20 protein-coding genes are annotated in these 23,169 nt (G+C 61.4%); 16 read left to right on the top strand and 4 right to left on the bottom strand.

All coding sequences use genetic code 11. From position 1 onward, the window contains the following. Positions 1-5: 5 nt before the first annotated feature. Both BG457_RS18725 and BG457_RS18720 read left to right on the top strand, forming a co-directional pair. A complete protein-coding gene (locus tag BG457_RS18725) occupies positions 6-893 on the top strand; it encodes an N-acetylmuramic acid 6-phosphate etherase (protein WP_071799383.1) in 888 nt (295 codons plus the stop codon). After that, positions 890-1,624: a GntR family transcriptional regulator gene (locus BG457_RS18720; RefSeq protein ID WP_071799382.1), complete on the top strand. Its 735-nt coding sequence runs from the start codon at positions 890-892 to the stop codon at positions 1,622-1,624. The genes BG457_RS18725 and BG457_RS18720 overlap by 4 nt, the downstream gene beginning before the upstream one ends. Positions 1,625-1,673: 49 nt before the next feature. Here the strand turns inward: BG457_RS18720 and BG457_RS18715 are convergent, their stop codons facing one another. Beyond that, positions 1,674-2,702, bottom strand: a complete 1,029-nt coding sequence (locus BG457_RS18715; RefSeq protein ID WP_071799381.1) for a LacI family DNA-binding transcriptional regulator — start codon at positions 2,700-2,702, stop codon at positions 1,674-1,676. A 212-nt stretch (positions 2,703-2,914) separates the two neighbouring features. On the opposite strand from BG457_RS18715, the gene BG457_RS18710 reads away from it, so the two are divergent. From BG457_RS18710 to BG457_RS18665, 10 genes are all read left to right on the top strand, one after another. Then, positions 2,915-4,150: an ABC transporter substrate-binding protein gene (locus tag BG457_RS18710; protein ID WP_071799380.1), complete on the top strand. Its 1,236-nt coding sequence runs from the start codon at positions 2,915-2,917 to the stop codon at positions 4,148-4,150. Positions 4,151-4,215: 65 nt separating this feature from the next. Beyond that, positions 4,216-5,127, top strand: coding sequence for a carbohydrate ABC transporter permease (locus BG457_RS18705; protein ID WP_071799379.1), 912 nt, complete (start codon positions 4,216-4,218; stop codon positions 5,125-5,127). Continuing rightward, a complete protein-coding gene (locus tag BG457_RS18700; RefSeq protein ID WP_071799378.1) occupies positions 5,124-6,047 on the top strand; it encodes a carbohydrate ABC transporter permease in 924 nt (307 codons plus the stop codon). Before BG457_RS18705 ends, BG457_RS18700 begins: the two co-directional genes overlap by 4 nt. 4 nt (positions 6,048-6,051) lie before the next feature. Continuing rightward, positions 6,052-7,137, top strand: a complete 1,086-nt coding sequence (locus tag BG457_RS18695) for an ABC transporter ATP-binding protein (RefSeq protein WP_071799377.1) — start codon at positions 6,052-6,054, stop codon at positions 7,135-7,137. A gap of 33 nt (positions 7,138-7,170) precedes the next feature. After that, positions 7,171-7,920, top strand: coding sequence for a sugar phosphate isomerase/epimerase family protein (locus tag BG457_RS18690; protein WP_071799376.1), 750 nt, complete (start codon positions 7,171-7,173; stop codon positions 7,918-7,920). 10 nt (positions 7,921-7,930) lie between these two features. Further along, complete coding sequence (locus tag BG457_RS18685; RefSeq protein WP_071799375.1) at positions 7,931-9,052, top strand: Gfo/Idh/MocA family protein; 1,122 nt, start codon at positions 7,931-7,933, stop codon at positions 9,050-9,052. Further along, a complete protein-coding gene (mgrA, locus tag BG457_RS18680) occupies positions 9,049-10,092 on the top strand; it encodes an L-glyceraldehyde 3-phosphate reductase (RefSeq protein WP_071799374.1) in 1,044 nt (347 codons plus the stop codon). The genes BG457_RS18685 and mgrA overlap by 4 nt, the downstream gene beginning before the upstream one ends. After that, positions 10,089-11,690 carry a glycoside hydrolase family 43 protein gene (locus tag BG457_RS18675; RefSeq protein ID WP_071799373.1) on the top strand — a complete coding sequence of 534 codons (1,602 nt, stop codon included), beginning with the start codon at positions 10,089-10,091 and terminating at the stop codon, positions 11,688-11,690. Before mgrA ends, BG457_RS18675 begins: the two co-directional genes overlap by 4 nt. A gap of 36 nt (positions 11,691-11,726) precedes the next feature. Next, positions 11,727-12,788 (top strand): sugar phosphate isomerase/epimerase family protein, encoded by a 1,062-nt coding sequence (locus tag BG457_RS18670; RefSeq protein WP_071799372.1) that lies wholly within the window; start codon positions 11,727-11,729, stop codon positions 12,786-12,788. 2 nt (positions 12,789-12,790) lie between these two features. Beyond that, complete coding sequence (locus tag BG457_RS18665) at positions 12,791-13,900, top strand: Gfo/Idh/MocA family protein (RefSeq protein WP_084657736.1); 1,110 nt, start codon at positions 12,791-12,793, stop codon at positions 13,898-13,900. Between the two features lie 80 nt (positions 13,901-13,980). Here the strand turns inward: BG457_RS18665 and copM are convergent, their stop codons facing one another. After that, complete coding sequence (gene copM / locus BG457_RS18660) at positions 13,981-14,304, bottom strand: CopM family metallochaperone (RefSeq protein WP_425434938.1); 324 nt, start codon at positions 14,302-14,304, stop codon at positions 13,981-13,983. Positions 14,305-14,390: 86 nt separating this feature from the next. Continuing rightward, complete coding sequence (locus BG457_RS18655; protein ID WP_071799369.1) at positions 14,391-14,585, bottom strand: heavy-metal-associated domain-containing protein; 195 nt, start codon at positions 14,583-14,585, stop codon at positions 14,391-14,393. Between the two features lie 164 nt (positions 14,586-14,749). On the opposite strand from BG457_RS18655, the gene BG457_RS18650 reads away from it, so the two are divergent. The 3 genes from BG457_RS18650 (at position 14,750) to BG457_RS18640 (ending at position 19,757) form a co-directional block, all read left to right on the top strand. After that, positions 14,750-17,227: a heavy metal translocating P-type ATPase gene (locus BG457_RS18650; RefSeq protein WP_071799368.1), complete on the top strand. Its 2,478-nt coding sequence runs from the start codon at positions 14,750-14,752 to the stop codon at positions 17,225-17,227. Then, entirely contained in the window at positions 17,224-17,661 is a 438-nt protein-coding gene (gene cueR, locus BG457_RS18645) for a Cu(I)-responsive transcriptional regulator (RefSeq protein ID WP_071799367.1), read from the top strand. The genes BG457_RS18650 and cueR overlap by 4 nt, the downstream gene beginning before the upstream one ends. Before the next feature lie 89 nt (positions 17,662-17,750). After that, positions 17,751-19,757: a M3 family metallopeptidase gene (locus tag BG457_RS18640; protein WP_071799366.1), complete on the top strand. Its 2,007-nt coding sequence runs from the start codon at positions 17,751-17,753 to the stop codon at positions 19,755-19,757. A 52-nt stretch (positions 19,758-19,809) separates the two neighbouring features. On the opposite strand, the gene BG457_RS18635 is transcribed toward BG457_RS18640, so the two are convergent. Next, on the bottom strand, positions 19,810-20,931 hold the full coding sequence (locus BG457_RS18635) for a baeRF11 domain-containing protein (RefSeq protein WP_071799365.1): 1,122 nt from the start codon (positions 20,929-20,931) through the stop codon (positions 19,810-19,812). A gap of 261 nt (positions 20,932-21,192) precedes the next feature. Between BG457_RS18635 and dnaK the strand changes: the two genes are divergently transcribed. Further along, positions 21,193-23,103, top strand: coding sequence for a molecular chaperone DnaK (gene dnaK, locus BG457_RS18630; RefSeq protein ID WP_071799364.1), 1,911 nt, complete (start codon positions 21,193-21,195; stop codon positions 23,101-23,103). Positions 23,104-23,169: the final 66 nt, after the last annotated feature.

The following is a 23,169-nucleotide window of genomic DNA, read 5'->3' as shown; positions in this document are numbered from 1 at the left end:
ATTTCATGACAGAACATGCAGACCCCCGTTACCGCGCGCTCGACACATGGGACAGCCTGACCGCGCTGCGCGCCATCTGGGAAAGCCAGATCGCCGCCGTTGCCAGTATCGGCCCGGCCTTGCCTGCACTTGCCGAGGTGGTTGAGGCGGCGCTGCCGCGCCTGCGCGCAGGCGGGCGGCTGGTCTATGCGGGCGCGGGAACCTCGATCCGCATTGCCGTGCAGGATGGCACCGAACTGGGCCCGACCTTCAACTGGCCGGAAGAGCGCACGCAGTACCTGATCGCGGGCGGTCCTGCTGCGTTGAGCCTTGGGATCGAGGGTGCGGAAGATGACGCGGAAGATGCGCGCGCGCAGGTCGCGGCGGCCGGGATCGGCCCGCAGGATCTCGTGATCGGGCTCGCGGCCAGCGGGCGTACACCTTTCACGATCGCCGCGCTGCAGGCCGCGCGTTCTGCGGGTGCACTGACCGTCGCGATTTCCTGCAACCCCGGCGCGCGGCTGCTGGAGGTCGCGGAACATGCGATCGCCACGGAAACCGGCGCCGAGGTTGTCGCAGGCTCGACCCGGATGAAGGCCGGAACCGCGCAGAAGGTCGTTCTCAACATGATCTCGACGCAGATCATGGTGCGACTGGGTCATGTGCATGAGGGTCTGATGGTCGATATGCGCCCGCAGAACATCAAGCTGCGGGGGCGCGCACGCGATATGGTCGTGCGGATCGCCGATGTCTCGCCCGAAGCCGCGGCGGCGGCACTGGAACACTGTGGCTGGCGGGTGAAGCCTGCGGTTCTGGTGGCGCTGGGCGCAGCGCCGGAACAGGCAGAGGCTGCCTTGGCAGAAGCCGGGGGGATATTGCGCGAGGCAATCACCGTCTTCAGGGGGGCGGAATGAGCCTGCGTCAGGAACTTCTCACCTCGCGGGCCGAAGCCACGCCGATCTATGTCCGGCTGGCCGCAATCCTGCGCGAGAAGGTCCATCAGGGCGAATTTGCCGTGGGTGAGGCACTGCCCTCCGAACGCGACATTGCCGAGCGCATGGCCGTGTCCCGTGTCACCGTGCGCAAGGCGATTGATCTGCTGATGCGCGAGGGTGTGCTCTCGCGCAGGCAGGGTTCGGGCACCTATGTTGCGCCTCGGATCGAACAACCCTCGTCCATGCTGGCGGGGTTTTCGGAAGATTTGCGCAGGCGCGGGTTGGCTGCCGGGTCGGTCTGGCTGGAAAAGGCAACCGATCTGGCATCCCCCGACGAGGTGATTGCGTTCGGTTTCGCTGTGAACACGCCGGTAAAGCGCTTTCGCCGCATCCGTACCGCGAATGGCGAGCCGCTGGCTCTGGAACATGCCGTGGTTCCGGAAGCATATCTGCGCGACCACAATAGCGTAGACAGCTCGCTCTATGCCGCACTCGCGCTGACCGGGGCGAAACCCGTGACAGGGCTTCAGCGTGTGACCGCCTCGCTTGCAACCGAGGAAGAGGCGCAGCATCTCGGCGTGCCCACGGGTGCCGCAGTATTGCGGATCGAGCGGCGCGGCTATCTGGCGGATGGCACGATGGTCGAGTTGACGCGCTCAGCCTATCGTGGCGACCGGTATGATTTCGTAAGCGAGCTGCGCGAAATCTGAGTGTCTGACGAAGCGTGCCAGAACAGACAGTTTGTGCGGTGCAGGGCGGTTACGGGCCGATAGTCGCGGTTGTATCGCGGATGATCAGGTCGACCGGTGAAAGGACGATGCGTGATATCTCTTGCGGCTGAACCGAATTCAGGCGTGTGATCAGCTCTTCCGCCGCGCGCCGCCCGAGGCCGGTACGATCCTGCCGGATGGTGGTCAGAGATGGTTGCACGAAGCCAGCGATTTCCAGATCATCGAATCCGACCACGGACAGATCCTTCGGAACGCTCAGCCCATGCTGCTTGCAGCGGGATATCAGGCTGAGCGCCATCTCATCAGAGGCACAGAACACGGCCGTCGGACGCTCGGGCATCGCCACAAGCTGTTCTGCGGCATGCGCGCCCGACGCCAGTGTAAAATCGCCCGGAATGATCCATTCGGGTGCAACAGTGAGGCCAAGCTCCGCGCATCGCGCTTCAAACGCAGCTCTGCGCACCTTTGCGAGGATATTATCTGCCGGGCCGGTGACATGGGCGATCCTGCGATGGCCCAGGGCGAAGAGATGATCGACTGCAAGCCGCGCCCCCAGCGCATTGTCACTGCGAATTGACGGCAAGGGCAGCGCATCGGACCATTCACAGCAGAACACGACATTTCCGAGCATATGGGCGTTCTTCAGTGTGTCACCCATCGCGCTGGAGACGTTGCCATCAAGCGTGATCAACCCGTCCACGCTGCCGTTGAGCATATAGTCCGAGACGACCTGACCAGGCGCGCTGGGTTGCTGGCTGTCGAAGACCAGCACGGAATAGCCATTTGCGGCCAACACCTCGTTGATGCTGGACAGGATCGTGGAAAAGAAAGGGTTTCCGAGATTTGGGACCAGCACCAGAACCGCCCCGGCGCGGCGCGTGCGCAGGTTCCGCGCGGCCTTGTTGACCCGGTAGCCCGTGGCGCGGATGGCGTCAAAGACCTTCTCGCGCGTCGTCTCTGACAAGCGTTCAGGCTGGGTCAGGGCGCGACTGACCGTTGCGGTCGATACGCCCGCGACATGCGCGACATCCTTGATCTTGGGCTGGAGTTTCTGCATCGGGGCATTTGACCTTGTGTGGCTCTGTGACAAACTTCTTGACAGGTTGTCGCAGCTAGGTGAAGCTTCTGTAATCGATTACATCTTGATTCGGCTCCAACAAGAACAGCCGTCGAGGTGAAGTGTAATCGATTACACGGTGCTGGCAAGGGAGTTCCAGGATTGCCGTCGCACCGAAGCGCACGACACTTTCGCCGTTCAGGGAGGAACGCATGAAAAAGACCCTCGCATTGCTGGCCAGCACCAGCCTGATTTCCGTTGGATCCGCAGCATTCGCTGTCGATCTTGAAGTGACGCATTGGTGGACATCGGGCGGCGAAGCTGCCGCTGTCGCCGAGTTTGCGCGTCTCTTCAATGAGAATACCGAGCACAACTGGGTGGATGGCGCCATCGCCGGCTCCGGGGGCACCGCGCGGCCTATCATGATTGGCCGGATTACCGGTGGCGATCCGATGGGCGCCACGCAGTTCAACCACGGGCGTCAGGCCGAGGAACTGGTCGAGGCTGGCCTGATGCTCGACCTGACGGATCTGGCCGAGGCAGAGGGCTGGCGCGATTTCGTGAACCCGACCTCACTTCTGGACAGCTGTACGCTGGATGGCCGCATCTATTGTGTTCCGATCAATATTCATTCCTGGCAATGGCTGTGGCTGAGCCACAAGGCCTATGAAGATGCAGGTGTCCCGGTCCCGACCAACTGGGATGAATTCGTGGCCGCCGCGCCTGCGCTGGAAGAAGCCGGGAAAATCCCGCTGGCAATGGGCGGGCAGCCCTGGCAGTCGAACGGTGCTTTCGGTGTCATGGCGATTGCGCTTGCCGGTATCGAGGCATGGGAAGCCGTGCATATTGACCAGAATGCCGAAGTGGCGGCCGGACCCGAATATGCCCGCGTTTTTGAAGCGGCGGCTCAGGCGCGTGCCTTCAGCGCACGCTCCAACGTGCAGGACTGGAATCAGGCGACCAATCTGGTCATTACCGGTCAGGCTGGCGGGCAGATCATGGGCGACTGGGCACAGGGCGAATTTCAGGTGGCCGGGCTTGTCGCGGGCGAGGATTATTCCTGCCTGCCGGGTCTGGGTGTGAATGAAATCATCTCGACCGGGGGCGACGCCTTCTATTTCCCCAAGGTCAATAACCCCGAGGTCGAGGCCGCGCAGCTTGAACTCGCATCACTGATGATCTCGCAAGAGGCGCAGGTGGCTTTCAACCTGAAGAAAGGCTCGCTGCCGGTGCGCGGTGATATTGATCTCGCCGCAGCCAATGACTGCATGCAGAAGGGCCTGGAAATTCTGGCAACCGGCGCGATCCTGCCCGATGCGAACCAGACATTCTCGCCGGACACGCAGGGCCAGATCGAGGATCTGATGGTCGAGTTCTGGAACGATCCGAACTTCTCGGCAGAAGAGGCGCAGCGCCTCTATGTTGAGATCATCGCCAGCGCGGACTGATCCGCAAGGCCGTGGCCCTTCGCCAGAGTGAAGGGCCACATTCCCCAGACAGACCGGAGGCCCTGATGTCCCGCGCCAGAAGCGGCGGCGCCCGTGCACGCCCGCCCATCCGATTGTTCAGAAACTTCTCGTCCAAGCTTGCCGCCATCCCCATGGTCCTTGTTGGTCTTGGCGTCTTTGTTGGTGGAACGATCTGGACGATCGTTCATTCCTTCACCGACTCGCGCCTGCTGCCACGTCTGCGCTGGGTGGGGTTTGACCAGTATGAGAGGCTCTGGAGTACGCGGCGCTGGCTGGTCTCGATCGAAAACCTTGCGGTTTACGGGATCGTGTCGCTGGTCTTGACCATGTGTCTGGGTTTTCTGCTGGCCGCATTGCTGGACCGCAAGATCCGCTATGAAGATACCTTCCGCACGATCTTCCTCTACCCGTTCGCACTGTCCTTCATCGTTACCGGGCTGGTCTGGCAATGGATCCTGAACCCGGAATTCGGCATCCAGTCCATTGTGCGCGGGCTTGGCATTTCGGGGTTCAACTTCGATCCGCTCTATAACCCCGATCTGGTCATTATCGGCCTGCTGATCGCCGGATTGTGGCAGGGGACGGGCCTGATCATGGTCATCATGCTCGCCGGGCTGCGCGGGATCGACGAGGATATCTGGAAAGCCTGCCGCGTGGATGGCATCCCGGTCTGGAAGACCTATGTCGTTGTGATCATTCCGATGATGAAGCCGGTTTTCGTGACAGCGCTGGTGCTGGTCACAAGCGGGATTGTGAAGCTTTACGATCTGGTTGTCGCCATGACATCCGGCGGTCCCGGCATCTCGTCCGAAGTGCCCGCGAAATATGTCTATGACACGCTGTTCACCCGTCAGAATCTGGGACAGGGCTTTGCGGCCTCGACCATGATGCTGGTCACTGTCGCGATCATCCTGATCCCATGGGCTTATATGCAATTCCGGGAGAAGCGCCAATGAGTGCCACCGAAATCACCACGGCTGCCGGAACTGCGAGCGCAGTGACCCCGCGCGGGGCCAAGCCGAAAAGTGCCTTCGCGCCACGCAATATCATGCTCTATGGTACGCTGATTGTCTTCAGCATCTATTATCTGCTGCCGCTCTATGTGATGCTTGTCACCTCGCTGAAGGACATGGCGGAAATCCGCGTCGGCAATGTCTTCTCGCCGCCTGTCGAAATCACATTCCAGCCCTGGGTCAAAGCCTGGTCGGAAGCCTGCACCGGCATCAATTGCGACGGACTGAGCCGTGGCTTCTGGAACTCGGTGCGTATCCTGATCCCGTCGCTGATCCTGTCGGTGTCGGTCGCGGCGCTCACAGGCTATGTGCTGGCCTGCTGGCGGTTCAGAGGCTCGGAAGTGTTTTTCGGCATCCTGCTGCTGGGCGCTTTCATCCCCTATCAGGTGCTGCTTTACCCGCTGGTGATCATCCTGCGCGAAATGGGCTTGTTTGGTTCGCTGTGGGGCCTTGTGCTGGTGCATACGATCTTTGCGATGCCGATCAATGTACTGCTGTTCCGCAACTACTTCGTAGCCTTGCCCGAAGAACTGTTCAAGGCGGCGCGGGTCGATGGCGCAGGGTTCTGGGGGATATTCTTCCGTATCGTGATCCCGATGTCGCTGCCGATCTTCGTGGTGTCCGGCATCATTCAGGTCACGGGCATCTGGAACGATTTCCTGTTCGGCGTCGTCTACACGCGGCCAGAGAATTACCCGATGACCGTACAGCTGAATAACATCGTCAATTCGGTGCAGGGCGTGAAGGAATACAATGTCAACATGGCGGCCACCCTGCTGACCGGGCTGGTGCCGCTGGTGGTGTATTTCTTCTCTGGCAGACTTTTTGTTCGCGGCATTGCTGCCGGCGCAGTCAAGGGCTGAGAACATGGAAAACTCTATCGAAATCAAGGAACTGAAGCTGGCCTTCGGGGCTGTCACGGTGCTGGAGGATCTGAATCTGCGGGTCGGACAGGGCGAATTTCTGGTGCTGCTCGGATCATCCGGTTGTGGCAAGTCCACGCTTTTGAACTGCATCGCGGGGCTGCTGGATGTCACGGATGGAGAGATCCATATTCAGGGCCGCAACGTGACATGGGAAGAACCCTCGCAGCGCGGCATCGGCATGGTGTTCCAGTCCTATGCGCTCTATCCGCAGATGACGGTCGAGGGGAACCTGTCTTTCGGGCTGAAGAACGCGCGCGTGCCCAAAGATGAGATTGCAACGCGCATTGCCCGCGCCGCCGCGGTCCTGCAGATTGAACCGCTGCTGAAACGCAAGCCCGGCGCATTGTCCGGCGGCCAGCGTCAGCGGGTAGCCATTGGCCGCGCGCTGGTGCGCGATGTGGATGTGTTCCTGTTCGACGAACCGCTGTCGAACCTCGACGCGAAACTGCGCGCCGATCTGCGGGTCGAGATCAAGCGCCTGCACCAGACGCTGAAAAACACCATGATCTATGTGACCCATGATCAGGTCGAGGCGATGACCCTGGCCGACCGGATCGCGATCATGAAGGGCGGGCAGATCATGCAGCTTGCGCCGCCCTCGGAAATCTACAACCGGCCCGTGAACAAATATGTCGCCGGTTTCATCGGCTCGCCCGCGATGAATTTCATGGAAGGCCAGCTTGAGGCCGCAGCGCAGAGTTTCGACACCGGGCGGGGCCTGTCCTTCTCGGTGCAGGGCTATGAATTCGTCGGCGCGCCCACATCCGGCCCGGTCTGGCTGGGGCTGCGGCCCGAGCATATCCAGTCGGGCCGCTGGGCCGACGGGCAGCCGGTTCAGCTTGAAGCTCTGGTCGATATGGTCGAGCCGATGGGATCCGACACGCAGGTCTGGGCCACGGTGAACGGGCAGGAACTTCGCTTCCGCATGGACGGGCAGGAACCGGTGGCCATTGGCGACCGCATGCCCATCGGGTTCGATCCGGCGCGGCTGTCACTCTTCGACAAGAAAACGGAAAACCGGCTCTGACAGGGCCACAACACAACCGGAAAGGTTCCCGGCATGGATGTCTCATTCCAGCTTTATTCAGCGCGCAACTTCACCCCCTGGGAGGATGTGCTCGATCAACTTGCCGCGCTTGGCTACACACAGGTCGAAGGCTTTGGCGGGGTCTATCAGGACGCGGCCACCTTTCGCGCGGCACTCGATACGCGCGGGCTTTCGATGCCTTCGGGGCATTTCTTCCCTCTGGCGAGCTTTGAGGAAGAGTTCGACAAGACGATCGCCGCCGCGCGCGCGCTCGGCATGTCGCAGCTCTATTGCCCTGCGCCGGATGATATTTACCGCGAAGGTGCCGATGCGACGGCATGGCGCGAGCTGGCCACACGGCTGGAGGTCGCGGCCAAGCGCGTGCAGGACGCGGGTTTGCGTTTCGGCTGGCACAATCACCATTGGGAATTCATGGCGCTGTCCTCGGGTGAAATCCCGATGACGCTGTTGCTCGAAGGCGCGCCCTCGATGGAATGGGAAGCCGATATCGCCTGGATCGTGCGGGGGGGTGCCGAGCCGCTCGCATGGATCAAGGACCATGCCGACCGGATCACCGCCGCGCATGTGAAGGACATTGCCCCGGAGGGCGAGGCCGCAGACGAGGACGGATGGGCCGATGTGGGCGAGGGCGTGATGGACTGGCCCGCAATCAGGGCGGCCCTGCATGATGCCGGTGTAAAGCTCTTTGTCATGGAGCACGACAACCCCAACGATCTGGCCCGCTTTGCGCGCCGGTCGATCACCAACTTCCGCATGTTCTGAGAGGGCGAATATGAGCAAGACACTGGGAATCGGCGTTCTGGGCTGCGGCAATATCTCTGCCGCCTATATGCGCCTTGCACCAATCTTTCGCGGCATCGAGATGCGCGCCTGTGCGGATCTGAACCTTGATGCGGCGAAGGCGCGCGCGGCGGAGTTTGGCCTGCGTGCTGACACGATCGGACAATTGCTTGCGGCAGAGGATATCGACGTCATCGTGAACCTGACCGTTCCCGCTGCGCATTTCGATGTGTCGCTGCAATGCCTTGAGGCGGGCAAGCATGTCTATTCCGAAAAGCCCTTCGTGCTGTCACTGGAGGAAGGCCAGAAGCTTGCGGAAAAAGCCGCCGCGAAGGGCCTGCGCGTGGGCTCCGCGCCGGACACTTTCATGGGGGGGGCGCATCAGCTTGCCCGGCACCTGATCGACAGTGGCCGTCTGGGCAAGATCAGTTCCGGCACCTGTTTCGTGCAAAGTCCCGGCATGGAGATGTGGCACCCCAATCCCGATTTCTTCTTCCAGCCCGGCGGCGGGCCGATTCTGGATCTGGGGCCCTATTACATCTCGAATCTAGTGCAGCTTCTGGGGCCGGTGAAGCGTGTAACTGCGATGAGCATGAGCGCACAGGCGGAACGCACGATCACCTCGCAACCGCGCTATGGCGAGAAGATCCCGGTCGGCACCCCCACCACGATCCATGCAATCCTGCAATTCCATTCGGGCGCGCAAGTGACCTATTGCGCAAGCTGGGATGTCTGGCAGCACGGCCATGCGCCGATGGAGCTGTATGGTGCCGAAGGCACGCTGCATGTGCCCGACCCGAATTTCTTCGGCGGCGAGGTGCGGATGACGCAGAAAGCCGCCTTCACCTCGGCCGGTGTGGCCTGGGATCATCCCTTTGCCCGCACGAATGATGGAGTGAACGCCAATTACCGCGCCGCCGGGCTGGCCGATATGGCGCTGGCGATCACGGAAGGGCGGGCGCATCGCTGCTCGCTGGAGTTCTCGCTGCATGTGGTGGATGTGATGACCTCGATCCTTGTTGCAGGGGAAACCGGGCAGGTTCTGGATCTGACCACCACCTGCGAGCGCCCCGAAGCGCTGTCACCCGAGGCGGCGCAAGGATTGCTGGCATGAGGGACTATCGCGCGGCAGATGATCGCTACGAGCGTATGCAATACCGGCGCTGCGGGGCTTCCGGGCTGATGCTGCCGGCGATTTCGCTGGGGCTGTGGCATAACTTCGGTGATGACACGCCCCATGCAGTGAAACGCGCCATCTGCCGCACGGCCTTTGACCACGGCATCACCCATTTCGATCTGGCCAATAACTATGGCCCTGAACCGGGGGCGGCAGAAGCCGCCTTCGGGGAGATCCTGCGCACAGATTTCGCCCCCTATCGGGACGAGTTGGTGATTTCCACCAAGGCGGGATATCGCATGTGGCCCGGCCCTTACGGCGAATGGGGCAGCCGGAAATATCTGGTCTCCTCCTGCGATGCCTCGCTCAAGCGGATGGGGCTGGATTATGTCGATATCTTCTATTCCCATCGCTTCGACCCGGACACGCCATTGGAAGAAACCATGTCGGCGCTTGATTTCATCGTGCGTTCGGGGAGGGCACATTATGTCGGCATTTCCAGCTACAATTCCGCCCGCACCCGGCAGGCAGTGGCAATTCTGAAGGATCTCGGCACGCCCTGCGTCATTCACCAGCCCAGCTACAATATCCTGAACCGCTGGGTGGAACGCGACGGGTTGAAGGACACCTTGCTGGAACTGGGCATCGGCTCGATTGCCTTCACGCCTCTGGCGCAAGGCATGCTGTCCACCAAATATCTGAACGGTATTCCCGAGGGAAGTCGCGCCAGTCAGGGTAAGTCGCTGGATCAGCGGATGATCACCCCGCGCGCGATCAGTAGCATCCGCGCGCTGAACGAGGTTGCGCAGCGGCGCGGGCAGACTCTGGCGCAGATGGCGATTGCCTGGGTCTTGCGCGGCAGTGGCATTACCACGGCCCTGATCGGGGCCTCGCGCCCCGAACAAGTGATCGATTGCGCGGGGGCTGTCGGAAATCTGGACTTCACGGCGGATGAACTGGCCGAGATCGACCGTCACGCTTCAGAGGAGGATATCAACCTCTGGGCGCAATCCTCGCAGGAAAGCGACGCGCCATGATCCGCAATCCGATCCTGCCGGGGTTCAATCCTGACCCCTCGATCTGTCGGGTGGGCGATGAGTATTTCATTGCTACCTCGACCTTCGAGTGGTTTCCCGGCGTCCAGATCCACCGCTCGACCGATCTGGTGAACTGGGATCTGGCCTGCCGCCCGCTGTCCCGCGCCAGCCAGTTGGACATGCGGGGCAACCCGGACAGTTGCGGTGTCTGGGCCCCATGCCTGTCCTATGCCGACGGGCTCTTCTGGCTGGTCTATACGGATGTGAAACGGCTTGATGGCAATTTCAAGGACGCGCATAACTACATCGTCACTGCGCCTGCCATCGAGGGGCCGTGGTCCGATCCGGTCTATGTCAATTCCTCGGGTTTCGATCCGTCACTGTTCCATGATGAGGATGGCCGCAAATGGTTCGTCAACATGCAATGGAACCATCGCGGGCGCTCATTGGGCGGGCAGCCCAAAAGCCCCGCTTTTGACGGGATCCTGCTGCAGGAATGGCACCCCGAGCACGGTCTAATCGGCCCGGTGCGCAATATCTTTGCCGGATCACCGCTTGGGCTGGTCGAAGGGCCGCATCTGTTCAAGCGCAATGGCTGGTATTACCTGACCACCGCCGAGGGGGGCACAGGCTACGGTCATGCCGTCACCATGGCGCGGGCGCGTCAGATCGAGGGGCCATATGAGATGCATCCCCAGACGCATCTGATCACCTCGAAAGATCATCCCGACGCGCCCTTGCAGCGCGCAGGGCATGGCCAGATCGTCGAGACGCCCAAGGGCGAAGTTTATCACACCCATTTGTGCTCGCGTCCGCTTCCGGGGCGGTTCTCGCCGCTCGGGCGGGAAACCGCGATCCAGAAATGTGTCTGGGGCGATGATGACTGGCTCTATCTGGAGCATGGTGGCACCGTGCCCGCGCTGGACGTGCCTGCTCCCGCGTCAGCTTCGCCGCGCCCTGTGGGGTCGGTGCGCAGGGTGTTCGACGGGCCTGATCTGCCTCCTGAATTTCAATGGCTGCGCACACCCTGTCCTGAACGGTTGTTCACCCTCGGTCAGGACGGGTTGGTACTGCACGGGCGCGAAAGCATCGGCAGTTGGTTCGAACAGGCGCTGATCGCGCGCAGGCAGGAACATCTGCAATACCGCGCAGAGACAGAACTGGCCGATTTCGACCCCGAGACCTATCAACAAGCCGCCGGGCTTGCGACCTATTACAATCGTCACAAGTTCCATTTCGCCGCCGTGACATGGGACGAAACGCTGGGCCGCTGCCTGACAATAATGTCATGCCCCGGTGACTGGCCTAACGCGGCGCTGCACTGGCCCTGCGATCCTGTGGTATTGGCGCCCGGTCCGGTCTGGCTCGCGGTGAAGGTCAGCCGTTCGGTGCAACAGTTCTTCTGGCATCAGGGCGGTGACTGGCAGGCGCTTGGCCCCGCGCTGGATGCCGCAGTCATCTCGGACGAAGGCGGGCGGGGGGAACATGGCTCCTTCACCGGCGCCTTCGTCGGGATGCTGGCCTTCGACATCACCGGGCAGGGGCGAAGCGCGCGGTTTCGCAATTTCGACTATCTGCCCAAAGCCGACCGGGTCTGACACGGCCCAGACAAGATAATAAAGGAAGAGGATATCATGCCCGCAAAGATCAAAGGCCCCGCGCTGTTTCTGGCTCAGTTTGCCGGTGATGCTGCACCTTTCAATTCACTGCCGAATATTACGAAATGGGCGGCGTCACTTGGCTATAAAGGGGTGCAGATCCCCACATTCGATGCCCGGCTATTCGATCTGGATCGCGCTGCCGAAAGCAAGGATTACTGCGACGAGGTGGCAGGCATCTGCGCTGAGGCCGGGGTCGAGATCACAGAGCTTTCGACCCATCTGCAGGGCCAGCTTGTTGCCGTGAATCCGGCCTATGACCTTGCCTTCGATGCCTTCGCGCCCAAAGCCTTGCATGGCAAGCCTGCGGCTCGTCAGGAATGGGCCGTGGATCAGGTCAAGAAAGCGGCCATTGCCAGCCGCCATCTGGGTCTGACCGCCTCGGTCGGATTTACCGGCTCACTCGCCTTTCCCTATCTCTACCCCTGGCCGCAGCGCCCAGCCGGGCTGATCGAGGAAGCCTTTGCCGAGCTTGCACGGCGCTGGAAACCCATTCTGGATGTCTATGACGAGAATGGAGTCGATCTGGGCTATGAAATCCATCCGGGCGAAGATGTCTTCGACGGGGCCACATGGGAGATGTTCCTGGACGCGCTGAACGAACATCCGCGCGCGCAGATCAACTACGACCCGTCGCATTTCCTGCTGCAGCAGATGGATTATCTGGCCTTCATCGACCTGTATCACGACCGCATCTGCGCGTTCCACGTCAAGGATGCCGAGTTCAACCCGGATGGGCGGCAAGGGGTCTATTCGGGCTATCAGCCCTGGCTGAACCGTGCGGGTCGGTTCCGTAGCCTCGGTGACGGGCAGGTGGATTTCAGTGGGATCTTCTCGAAACTGGCGCAATACGACTATGACAGCTGGGCGGTGCTGGAATGGGAATGCTGCCTGAAATCGCCGGAACAGGGTGCCGCAGAAGGCGCACCCTTCATCGCAAGTCATATTATCGAAGTGACTGACAAGGCATTTGACGATTTTGCGGGCGGCGCTGTCGATATGGGCCAGATCCGCGCCATGCTGGGGACGGAGCAATGAGTATGACACTGAAACTTGGAATGGTCGGTGGCGGTGAAGGCGCATTCATCGGCGCGGTCCACCGGATTGCCGCGCGCATCGACGGGCAGTGGGAACTGGTTGCGGGAGCGCTGTCATCTGACCCGGAACGCGCGCGTTCCTCGGCGGCAGCGCTTGGCATCAAGCGCAGCTATGACAGTTTCGCGCAGATGGCCGAGGCAGAGGCCGCGCGCGAAGACGGGATTGACGCAGTGGCCATCGTCACGCCCAATCATATGCATGTGCCGGTCGCGCGTGCCTTTCTGGAGGCGGGGATCCATGTGATCTGCGACAAGCCGCTGGCCTCAAAGCTTGAAGATGCGCTGGCGCTGGAAGAGGTGGCAGCGCGTTCGGGCAAGCTGTTCATTCTGACGCATAACTATTCCGGCTATCCGCTGATCCGGCAGGCGCGCGAGATGGTCGCGAATGGCGAATTGGGGCGCTTGCGGCTGGTCCATATCGAATATGTGCAGGACTGGCTGACCGAGGCGGCCACCGGTAAACAGGCCGAATGGCGTACGGACCCTGCGCGCTCTGGCGCGGGCGGGGCGATTGGGGATATCGGCACCCATGGCTGGCAACTGGCCGAGTTCGTTACCGGTGAGACCCCCGCAGCGCTTGCTGCAGATCTGACCAGCTTTGTCGAGGGCCGCGCGGTAGATGACAATGCCCATGTCATGCTGCGCTACGCCAGCGGGGCTAAGGGGATGCTCTGGGCCTCTCAGGTCGCCGTGGGGAATGAGAACGCGCTGCGTCTGCGGGTGATTGGGGACAAGGGATCGCTCGACTGGGCGCAGGAAAACCCCAATCAGATGACCTTCACGCGCTTTGGTCAGCCCAAACAGATCCTGACCCGCGGCGGGGCCGGCGCCAGCGAGGCCGGACTTGCCACGATCCGCACGCCGGCGGGGCATCCGGAAGGCTATCTCGAAGGCTTTGCGACGCTTTATCGCGAAGCAGCAGAGGCAATCCGCGCCAAGGACAGCACTGGCGTTCTGCCGGGGCTGAAGGATGGTCTGTCGGGGATGCGCTTCATTGATGCCTGTCTGCGGTCATCGCAGGATGGCGGCAAATGGACCGAACTTGGCGGCTAACCTCAGACGAGGCCCGTTGCCACACTGAAGACATACTGCCTTGCGGTCGGAGCGTTTTGACACGCTCCGACCGTTTTGCGTCATTCCAGCCCGCGCGCGGCCAGCCAGTCCCGCATCATCGCTATCTCCGCATTCTGCGCGGTGATCACCTCCTCCGCCAGGGCGCGAATTTCAGGATCGCTGCCGAACTCCAGAACCACTTTTGCCATGTCGATCGCGCCCTGATGGTGCGGGATCATGCCGCGCACGAAATCGACATCGGCATCACCTGTGAAAGCAATATCCATATCGCGATGCATCCGATCATTCGCCGCCATATAGGCTGCGATCACCGGGTCGTCGCTGGTCAGGCCATGATCTGCATGAGCACCATGGTCCATATGGCCATGATCGCCGTGATCCATCTGGGACTGGGCATAAGCCAGACCGCCCGCCACCAATCCGGCGCCAAGCAGGAATGCAAGGGATAGTTTTCTCATCTGTGATCTCCTCAGGCAGGGGTCGCCGGGAAGCCAGCGGCTTCGAGCGTCGGCAGAAAGGCGGTTTGCGGTTGTTCGGACTGGACCGTGACGCGGCGCGCGGGCGGGTCGGTCTCAACGATGGCCTTCGGATCGACCGACTGGATCGCCCGCGTCACGCCGCGCGCGCAGCCGCCGCATTCCATGTTCGCTATGTGAAACTGCATCAGGGTATCCTCTCATGTCACTGATATGCCCCAGATGGGGCTTCCCACCATTGGAAGGTCAATAGGCCAATGTGAATCTACTTCGATTCCCACGCGCATCTTGACCTTCCCATGGTGGGAAGGATTAGATGCATTTCACCCACGCAAGATGCAAAGAGAAACCAATGAACGCCCCTGCCAAATCCTCAAGGATGCATGCTTTTCCGATCAAGGGCATGAGCTGCGCCTCCTGCGTCGGTCGTGCCGAGCGCGCGCTTGAGGCTGTGCCGGGGGTCATTTCCGCGCATATAAACCTTGCAACAGAGCGGGCTGATGTGCAGGCAGGCGTGGATGTGGATCGTTTGTCGCTTGTCGAAGCCATCGAGAAGGCAGGCTATGAGGTGCCGCCACAGCAAATCGAGCTTGTGATCGAAGGCATGAGCTGTGCCTCCTGCGTGGGTCGCGTCGAGGGCGCGCTGGGTGCCGTTCCGGGTGTACATGCAGCGCATGTGAACCTTGCGACCGAGCGTGCCAGCGTGACCGGCCATATTGCCCCGGACCAGCTGATTGCGGCAGTCGAATCGGTTGGCTTCGGCGCGCATGTGCGGCGTGCCGCCGAGGAGGACAGCACAGCGCTCCGCCGCGACTCCGAGGCCGCGGAACTGCGGCGTGCCCTGGTGATCGCGGGCATATTGACGCTTCCTGTCTTTGTGCTTGAGATGGGTTCGCATATGATCCCGGCACTGCATCATCTGATAATGGCCACCATTGGGATGCAGGCCAACTGGCTGATTCAGTTTGGGCTGACCACGCTGGTTCTGGCTTTCCCCGGCATCCGGTTCTACATGCATGGCTTTCCGGCGCTTTTGCGCGGAGCGCCGGATATGAACAGCCTTGTTGCCATGGGCACGATGGCCGCCTATGGCTATTCGTCGGTGGCGACATTCGCCCCTGCACTGCTGCCTGCAGGCACCGTCAATGTCTATTTTGAAGCTGCAGCCGTCATTGTCACCCTGATCCTACTGGGCCGCTATCTGGAAGCCCGCGCCAAGGGCCGGACGTCGCAGGCGATTCAGCGATTGATCGGGTTGCAGGCCAGAACCGCGCGGGTGCGGCGCGCAGAAGGGCTGGTCGAGCTTGCCATCGCGGACGTCACCCCCGGCGACATGATCGAATTGCGGCCTGGTGAGCGCGTGCCCGTCGATGGCACGGTCGTCGAAGGCGAAAGCTATATCGATGAGTCCATGATCACCGGCGAGCCTGTGCCAGTGGTCAAAACCGCCGGGGCCAGCGTGGTGGGCGGGACCGTAAACCAGACGGGCGCGCTGGCCTTTCGGGCAACTGCGGTCGGTGGGGACACGATGCTCGCGCAAATCATTCGCATGGTCGAAGCGGCGCAAGGTTCCAAACTGCCGATACAGGCCCTGGTGGACCGGGTGACGCTCTGGTTCGTGCCCGCAGTGATGGCGGTCGCCGTGCTGACTTTCGGTGTCTGGCTCCTGTTCGGCCCCGACCCGGCCCTGACCTTTGCGCTGGTCAATGCCGTGGCGGTTCTCATCATTGCCTGCCCCTGTGCGATGGGACTAGCTACGCCCACCTCGATCATGGTGGGTACCGGGCGCGGCGCGGAAATGGGCGCGCTGTTTCGCAAGGGGCAGGCCCTACAGCAGTTGCGTGACACGCAGATTGTGGCCTTTGACAAGACCGGCACCCTGACCGAGGGCCGTCCGGTACTGACCGATCTGGATGTGATGCCCGGTTTCGAGCGCGCGGTGGTGATAGCGCAAGTGGCTGCGGTAGAAGCGAAATCCGAGCACCCCATTGCGCGGGCCATTGTGGATGCAGCGAAGGTCGAGGGGCTCGACCTGCCTGCGCTGACGGCCTTTGACAGTCTGACCGGTTTCGGGGTCGCGGCCATGGTCGACGGCCAGCAGGTCGAGATCGGTGCCGACCGCTACATGGCAAAGCTCGGTCTGGACGTCGGCCCGTTCTCTGCGACCGCCGAGCGTCTGGCGACCGAGGGCAAGTCCCCGCTTTATGCGGCTATCGGCGGCAAGCTTGCGGCGATCATTGCGGTTGCAGATCCGATAAAGCCCACGACCCTGCAGGCCATACGCGCGCTGCATGATCTGGGCTTGTGCGTCGCCATGGTGACAGGCGACAACCAGCGCACTGCTCAGGCAATCGCGGATCAACTGGGCATAGATCATATCATGGCCGAGATGCTGCCAGCGGGCAAGGTGGATGCCATACGCGACCTGCGTGCCCGCTATGGCAAGCTGGCATTCGTGGGGGACGGGATCAATGATGCACCCGCGCTGGCCGAGGCAGATGTGGGTATTGCCATCGGCACCGGAACGGATATTGCCATCGAGGCTGCCGATGTCGTGCTGATGTCGGGCAGCCTGCAAGCGGTGCCAAATGCGGTTGCGCTGTCGAAAGCCACGATCCGCAATATCCAGCAGAATCTGTTCTGGGCCTTCGCCTATAATACAGCGCTGATACCGGTTGCAGCGGGGGTTCTCTGGCCTGCCTTCGGGCTGCTGCTCTCGCCCGTTTTCGCGGCAGGGGCGATGGCGTTGTCATCAGTCTTTGTGCTGACCAATGCGCTGCGCTTGCGTGGCTGGGTTCCGCCTGTCGCTCAGGGAAAGGAATTGGCATGAATATCGGTGATGCGGCGAAAGCCTCGGGCGTTTCGGCCAAGATGATCCGTTACTATGAGGAAACCGGGCTGATCCCGCCTGCCGGGCGCACAGCCTCGGGCTACCGCGTCTACTCCAGTCAGGACGTGCATATGCTGCGCTTCATCCGCCGCGCGCGGGATCTGGGGTTTTCCGTGGACGGGATCAGCGAGCTTCTTGGCCTGTGGCGGGACCAGTCGCGCCAGAGTGCGGATGTAAAGCGGCTGGCGCTCGCGCATGTGGCGGATCTGCGCCGCAAGATCGCGGAACTCGAAGATATGGCCTCGACCCTTGAGACGCTGGCGCATGCCTGCCACGGTAATGACCGGCCCGATTGCCCGATCCTGTCGGAACTTGAAGCGACCAACCGCGCGCCGGAACGGCGGAACGCAGCTTCGCGCTTCGGCAAGGCGTGACCTTCGATCAAGGATCAGATCCCGCCCCGCATTGAACCTGCGCGGAAATGCCCCTAGCTTCTGGCCAAAGCGATCCCGAAAGGCCCAGAATGACCAACGCGCTTCTTTCCGACTGGCAGACCGAATTTCAGCTTCCCCCGTTCCAGATGATCCGTGACGAGGATTTCGCGCCGGCATTCGAGGCCGCACTTGATGCAGGCCGCGCGGCCTATGCCGCGATCGCGGAGTGCCCCGAGCCCCCCACATTCGCCAACACAATTGCGGCGATGGAACAGGCCGATGACCTGCTCGACCGTGTGGCGGGCGTGTTCTTCAATCTCGCCAGCAGCGACTCGAACCCGACGCGCGAAGCCTTGCAGCGCGACCTGTCGCCAAAGCTGTCTGCCTATTCTTCGGAAATCGTGAATAACAAGGCACTCTTCCAGCGGATCGAGGCGCTGTGGGACGCTCGCGATACGCTGGATCTGGATGCCGAACAGGCGCGAGTGCTGATGCTCTATCGGCGCATGTTCCTGCGCGCGGGCGCTGCGTTGGAGGGTGAGGAATCCGCGCGTCTGACCGAGATAAAATCCCGGCTTGCATCGCTGGGGACCGAGTTCACCCAGAACCTGCTTGCGGATGAGCGGGACTGGATGATGCCGCTGGAGGATCTGGCGGGCTTGCCGGATTTCGTGATCTCCAGCGCGAAGGCCGCCGCCGAAGAGCGGGGGCAGGACGGGCATGTGCTGACGCTGAGCCGCTCGCTGATCGTGCCTTTCCTGCAATTCTCGGATCGTCGAGACCTGCGCGAGATCGCCTATGAGGCATGGGTAGCGCGCGGGGCCAATGGTGGCGCGACGGACAATCGTGCGATTGCTGCCGAGATCCTCGCGCTGCGTGCCGAGCGGGCGCAGCTTCTGGGCTACGAGAATTTCGCGCGCTACAAGCTGGAAACCGAGATGGCCGGGGCGCCGGATGCGGTGCGCGAATTGCTGATGCAGGTCTGGGAACCGGCGCGCGCGAAGGCGCTGGCGGATGCCTTGACGTTGGAAGCGATGCTGCAGGCTGACGGCTATGCCGCGCCGCTGGAGCCATGGGACTGGCGCTATTACGCGGAGAAGCTGCGCCGCGCCGAGCATGATATCGATGAGGCTGCGCTGAAGCCCTATCTTGCGCTGGACAACATGATCGCCGCGGCATTCGATTGCGCGAACCGTCTTTTCGGACTGGAGTTCCGCCCGCTGGACATACCGCTCTATCACCCGGATGCGCGGGCATGGGAGGTGACGCGCGACGGACGACTTATGGCGGTGTTCATCGGCGATTACTTTGCGCGGGCCTCGAAACGCTCGGGCGCATGGTGTTCGACCATGCGCGGCCAGCGCAAGCTGGGGGGCGACGTGCGGCCTGTCGTCGTGAATATCTGCAACTTCGCCAAGGGTGATCCGGCGCTGCTGTCCTATGATGATGCGCGCACGCTGTTTCACGAATTCGGCCACGCGCTGCACCAGATCCTGTCGGATGTCACGCATGGGTTCATCGCGGGCACATCTGTCGCGCGGGATTTTGTGGAACTGCCAAGCCAGCTTTACGAGCATTGGCTGGAAGTGCCCGACGTGCTGAGCCAGCATGCGCGCCATATTGAGACCGGCGCGTCGATGCCCGCAGATCTGCTGGAGCGCCTTCTGGGGGCGCAGAATTTCGATCAGGGTTTTGCGACGGTTGAATATGTCGCCTCGGCATTCGTCGATCTGGAATTTCATGACGGACCCCCGCCCGCCGATCCGATGCAGAAGCAGGCCGAGATACTGGATGCGCTGGGCATGCCGCGCGCCATCCGGATGCGTCATGCCACGCCGCACTTCGCCCATGTTTTCTCGGGGGATGGCTATTCCAGTGGCTATTACAGCTATATGTGGTCGGAAGTGATGGATGCGGATGCCTTTGACGCGTTTCGCGAAACCGGCGATGCTTTCGACCGCGACACTGCTCATAGGCTAGAGCGATTCATCCTGTCGGCTGGCGGCAGCGACGACGCGGAAGCGCTCTATACCGCGTTTCGTGGCCGCATGCCGGGGGTCGCGGCGCTGTTGAAAGGCCGGGGTCTGGCGGCATGAGTAAAGGCCGGAATTGCAGCACTCCGGCCTTGAACAATGGTGAAACCCTAACTCAGATCGCGTAGCGCAGAACCGCCGCGAGTTCGGCTTCCTGTGGGATATCCGCGCGCCGCACTGCGATGACCTTGCCGCCATTGGCGATGACACGCCCGGCAATTTCGTCAATCACGCCATAGCTTACGGCGCTGTCGCTTTCGTCAAAGGTGATCTCGCCGGTGGTTTCATCCACAAGACCGGGCAGCACATTGTCGATATCGACCAGCAGCGTATCCACAGCGCCAAAGGTCGCCGCACGGGCCGCGCGCGCCACCTGTGTCGTTGCGCGCCCTTCATTCTCGCGGGCTGAATACAACTCGCCGAATGCCGCGACGGATGCGGCGTTGATCTCGTCCAGGATCTCGCGTGCCTGCGCCCCAAGCTCGTGCGCCGGAACGCGTACCGGGCTGGTGACAATCGCAGTTTCGGCCAGATGCGGGTAGCTGTTGATCGAGCGATACATCGACAAGAGCGGATCCGTTGCCGCCAGAATCAGCGGCTCTTGCCGCCCCGACAGAAGGCCGCGAAGGGCTGTATCGATGGCGCGGCAATACTGGCGCAGATGGTGTTTCTGACCCTCGCCGCCACCCAGACGGCCCGAATAGCTGCGCGAATTGACATTTGCCGTCCTCGCGACAGAGGCCGCATCCTTGGGCAGCCCCTGCACATGCACTTCCTGCGCAGGCTGATCGCCCAGAACCTCGACCAGGCGCAGCTCGTTTTCGGCCAGCGCCAGAACAAAGGCGTGTTGCGGCATCGAGACCGCGCGCAGCAAGGGCTTGACATGGAACCGGTCCGAAACCTGCACGGTCTCGGACAGATGGTTGGGCAGGCGGTAGCTGCGCAGCCGTTCGGGCGTGACGAAGATCGCCAGAGAATTGGCCTGAACGCGCCAAAAATCATCGTCGTCCAGCAGATCGTCAAGCTGTTCTTCGATGGGCCAGATGGTCCGCTTGGCGACGCCAACCTCCTCCAGTTGTGCGACGGCCTGACCGGCAAGCTGCTTCAGCCGTGTACGGGCGGCGTCGATATGCTGCGTCTCGGGGGTGGTCGTCAGGTAAATGCTGACCAGCGCCTCGCCGCGCGTGGCAATGAGCTGACCGATCTCGGATTGCGTGGGAATATCTACATATAGCATGATTACTCTACTCCTTATTCAGTGATGGTTGCGGCATGCCATTTTCGCCCCGATATGGCAACTGACCGCCAAGGCCGCGTGACAGGAAGAAAAGTTCGGATCACCGCTTTTTCACAGCTCTGTGACGGTTGCAGCGCCTCAAGCCCCTTCCTATATAGCGCCCAAGACGCCCCGGCACGGGGCTTTGACACAATTCTGATGGGCCGGGGCCTGATGGGACCAGCCCGCTGCCACATCGCTTGAAGAAGAGGATGCAAGACTATGGGTAAAGTCATCGGTATCGACCTTGGCACGACCAACTCCTGCGTGGCCATCATGGATGGCAGCCAGCCGCGTGTGATCGAGAATTCCGAAGGGGCGCGTACCACCCCGTCCATTGTGGCCTTCACCGAGAATGAGCGCCTTGTCGGCCAGCCCGCCAAGCGTCAGGCCGTCACCAACCCCACCAACACGGTTTTTGCGGTCAAGCGCCTGATCGGGCGCCGTTTGACCGATGCCGAGGTGGAAAAGGACAAGAAACTTGTTCCCTATGCCATCATTGACGGCGGCAATGGTGATGCATGGGTTGAATCGCGTGGCGAGAAGTACAGCCCCAGCCAGATTTCAGCCTTCATCCTGCAGAAGATGAAGGAAACCGCCGAAAGCTATCTTGGCGAGAAAGTCACGCAGGCCGTCATCACTGTACCCGCCTATTTCAATGACGCACAGCGTCAGGCGACCAAGGACGCAGGCAAGATCGCCGGTCTGGAAGTGTTGCGCATCATCAATGAACCGACGGCAGCCGCGTTGGCCTATGGTCTGGACAAGAAGGAAACCCGGACCATTGCCGTCTATGACCTTGGTGGCGGGACGTTCGATATCACCATTCTTGAAATTGATGATGGCCTCTTTGAAGTGAAATCGACCAACGGGGACACCTTCCTGGGTGGTGAAGATTTCGACATGCGCATCGTCAATTACCTTGCCGACGAGTTCAAGAAAGAGAACGGCGTTGACCTGACGATGGACAAGATGGCGCTGCAGCGGCTGAAGGAAGCTGCCGAGAAAGCCAAGATCGAACTCAGCTCGTCCTCGCAGACCGAGATCAACCAGCCCTTTATCTCGATGGACAAGAACACCGGCCAGCCGCTGCATCTGGTGATGAAGCTGACCCGCGCCAAGCTGGAATCGCTGGTTGGCGATCTGATCAAGAACTCGCTCAAGCCCTGTGCCGCAGCACTGAAAGATGCCGGTCTGTCGAAAGGCGACATTGACGAGGTGATCCTTGTGGGCGGCATGACCCGCATGCCCAAGGTGATCGAGGAAGTAACCAATTTCTTCGGCAAGGAACCGCATAAGGGTGTGAACCCTGATGAGGTTGTCGCAATGGGTGCGGCCATTCAGGCCGGCGTGTTGCAGGGCGATGTCAAGGATGTGGTGCTGCTCGATGTGACCCCGCTCTCGCTGGGGATTGAAACGCTGGGCGGTGTCTTTACCCGCCTGATCGACCGCAACACCACGATTCCGACCAAGAAATCGCAGGTCTTCTCGACCGCCGAGGACAATCAGAACGCGGTGACGATCCGTGTCTTCCAGGGCGAGCGTGAAATGGCGGCGGATAACAAGCTTCTGGGTCAGTTCAATCTGGAAGATATCCCCCCCGCTCCGCGCGGTATGCCGCAGATCGAAGTGACTTTCGACATCGACGCGAACGGGATCGTCAATGTCTCGGCTAGGGACAAGGGCACCGGCAAGGAGCAGAAGATCACCATTCAAGCTTCGGGCGGTCTGTCCGACGAGGATATCGAAAAGATGGTGCGCGACGCCGAAGCCAATGCCGAGGCCGACAAGAAGCGCCGCGAACTCGTCGAGGCGAAGAATCAGGCCGAAAGCCTGATCCATTCGACCGAGAAGGCCGTCGAAGAGCATAAGGACAAGGTGGACCCGACCACGGTCGAGGCGATCGAGCTGGCCATCGCCGCGCTCAAGGACACGCTTGAGGGCGAGGATGCAGGCAAGATCAAATCCGGCATCCAGAATGTTACCGATGCGTCGATGAAACTGGGTGAAGCCATCTACAAGGCGCAAGCCGAAGCCGCGTCTGGTGACGCAGGTGAAGAAGGTCCGCGCAGCGTTGATGATGACATTGTGGACGCCGATTTCGAAGATCTCGGCGAAGACAAACGCAAGTAAGCCTTGTGGTGATGGAACGTGCGCCCGATCTGACCAGATCAGATCGGGTGCCGTCTTAGGAGCGAA

This window comes from Natronohydrobacter thiooxidans, from assembly GCF_001884735.1.
GTDB lineage: Bacteria > Pseudomonadota > Alphaproteobacteria > Rhodobacterales > Rhodobacteraceae > Roseinatronobacter > Roseinatronobacter thiooxidans_A.
Note: the sequence above shows the minus strand (reverse complement) of the source record. Positions and strands in the feature narration are given on the sequence as shown.

Coding starts and splice junctions, on each gene's coding strand:
- BG457_RS18725 (WP_071799383.1), top strand. CDS start 6: ATGACAGAACATGCAGACCCCCGTTACCGCGCGCTCGACACATGGGAC.
- BG457_RS18720 (WP_071799382.1), top strand. CDS start 890: ATGAGCCTGCGTCAGGAACTTCTCACCTCGCGGGCCGAAGCCACGCCG.
- BG457_RS18715 (WP_071799381.1), bottom strand. CDS start 2,702: ATGCAGAAACTCCAGCCCAAGATCAAGGATGTCGCGCATGTCGCGGGC.
- BG457_RS18710 (WP_071799380.1), top strand. CDS start 2,915: ATGAAAAAGACCCTCGCATTGCTGGCCAGCACCAGCCTGATTTCCGTT.
- BG457_RS18705 (WP_071799379.1), top strand. CDS start 4,216: ATGTCCCGCGCCAGAAGCGGCGGCGCCCGTGCACGCCCGCCCATCCGA.
- BG457_RS18700 (WP_071799378.1), top strand. CDS start 5,124: ATGAGTGCCACCGAAATCACCACGGCTGCCGGAACTGCGAGCGCAGTG.
- BG457_RS18695 (WP_071799377.1), top strand. CDS start 6,052: ATGGAAAACTCTATCGAAATCAAGGAACTGAAGCTGGCCTTCGGGGCT.
- BG457_RS18690 (WP_071799376.1), top strand. CDS start 7,171: ATGGATGTCTCATTCCAGCTTTATTCAGCGCGCAACTTCACCCCCTGG.
- BG457_RS18685 (WP_071799375.1), top strand. CDS start 7,931: ATGAGCAAGACACTGGGAATCGGCGTTCTGGGCTGCGGCAATATCTCT.
- mgrA (WP_071799374.1), top strand. CDS start 9,049: ATGAGGGACTATCGCGCGGCAGATGATCGCTACGAGCGTATGCAATAC.
- BG457_RS18675 (WP_071799373.1), top strand. CDS start 10,089: ATGATCCGCAATCCGATCCTGCCGGGGTTCAATCCTGACCCCTCGATC.
- BG457_RS18670 (WP_071799372.1), top strand. CDS start 11,727: ATGCCCGCAAAGATCAAAGGCCCCGCGCTGTTTCTGGCTCAGTTTGCC.
- BG457_RS18665 (WP_084657736.1), top strand. CDS start 12,791: ATGACACTGAAACTTGGAATGGTCGGTGGCGGTGAAGGCGCATTCATC.
- copM (WP_425434938.1), bottom strand. CDS start 14,304: ATGGATCACGGCGATCATGGCCATATGGACCATGGTGCTCATGCAGAT.
- BG457_RS18655 (WP_071799369.1), bottom strand. CDS start 14,585: ATGCAGTTTCACATAGCGAACATGGAATGCGGCGGCTGCGCGCGCGGC.
- BG457_RS18650 (WP_071799368.1), top strand. CDS start 14,750: ATGAACGCCCCTGCCAAATCCTCAAGGATGCATGCTTTTCCGATCAAG.
- cueR (WP_071799367.1), top strand. CDS start 17,224: ATGAATATCGGTGATGCGGCGAAAGCCTCGGGCGTTTCGGCCAAGATG.
- BG457_RS18640 (WP_071799366.1), top strand. CDS start 17,751: ATGACCAACGCGCTTCTTTCCGACTGGCAGACCGAATTTCAGCTTCCC.
- BG457_RS18635 (WP_071799365.1), bottom strand. CDS start 20,931: ATGCTATATGTAGATATTCCCACGCAATCCGAGATCGGTCAGCTCATT.
- dnaK (WP_071799364.1), top strand. CDS start 21,193: ATGGGTAAAGTCATCGGTATCGACCTTGGCACGACCAACTCCTGCGTG.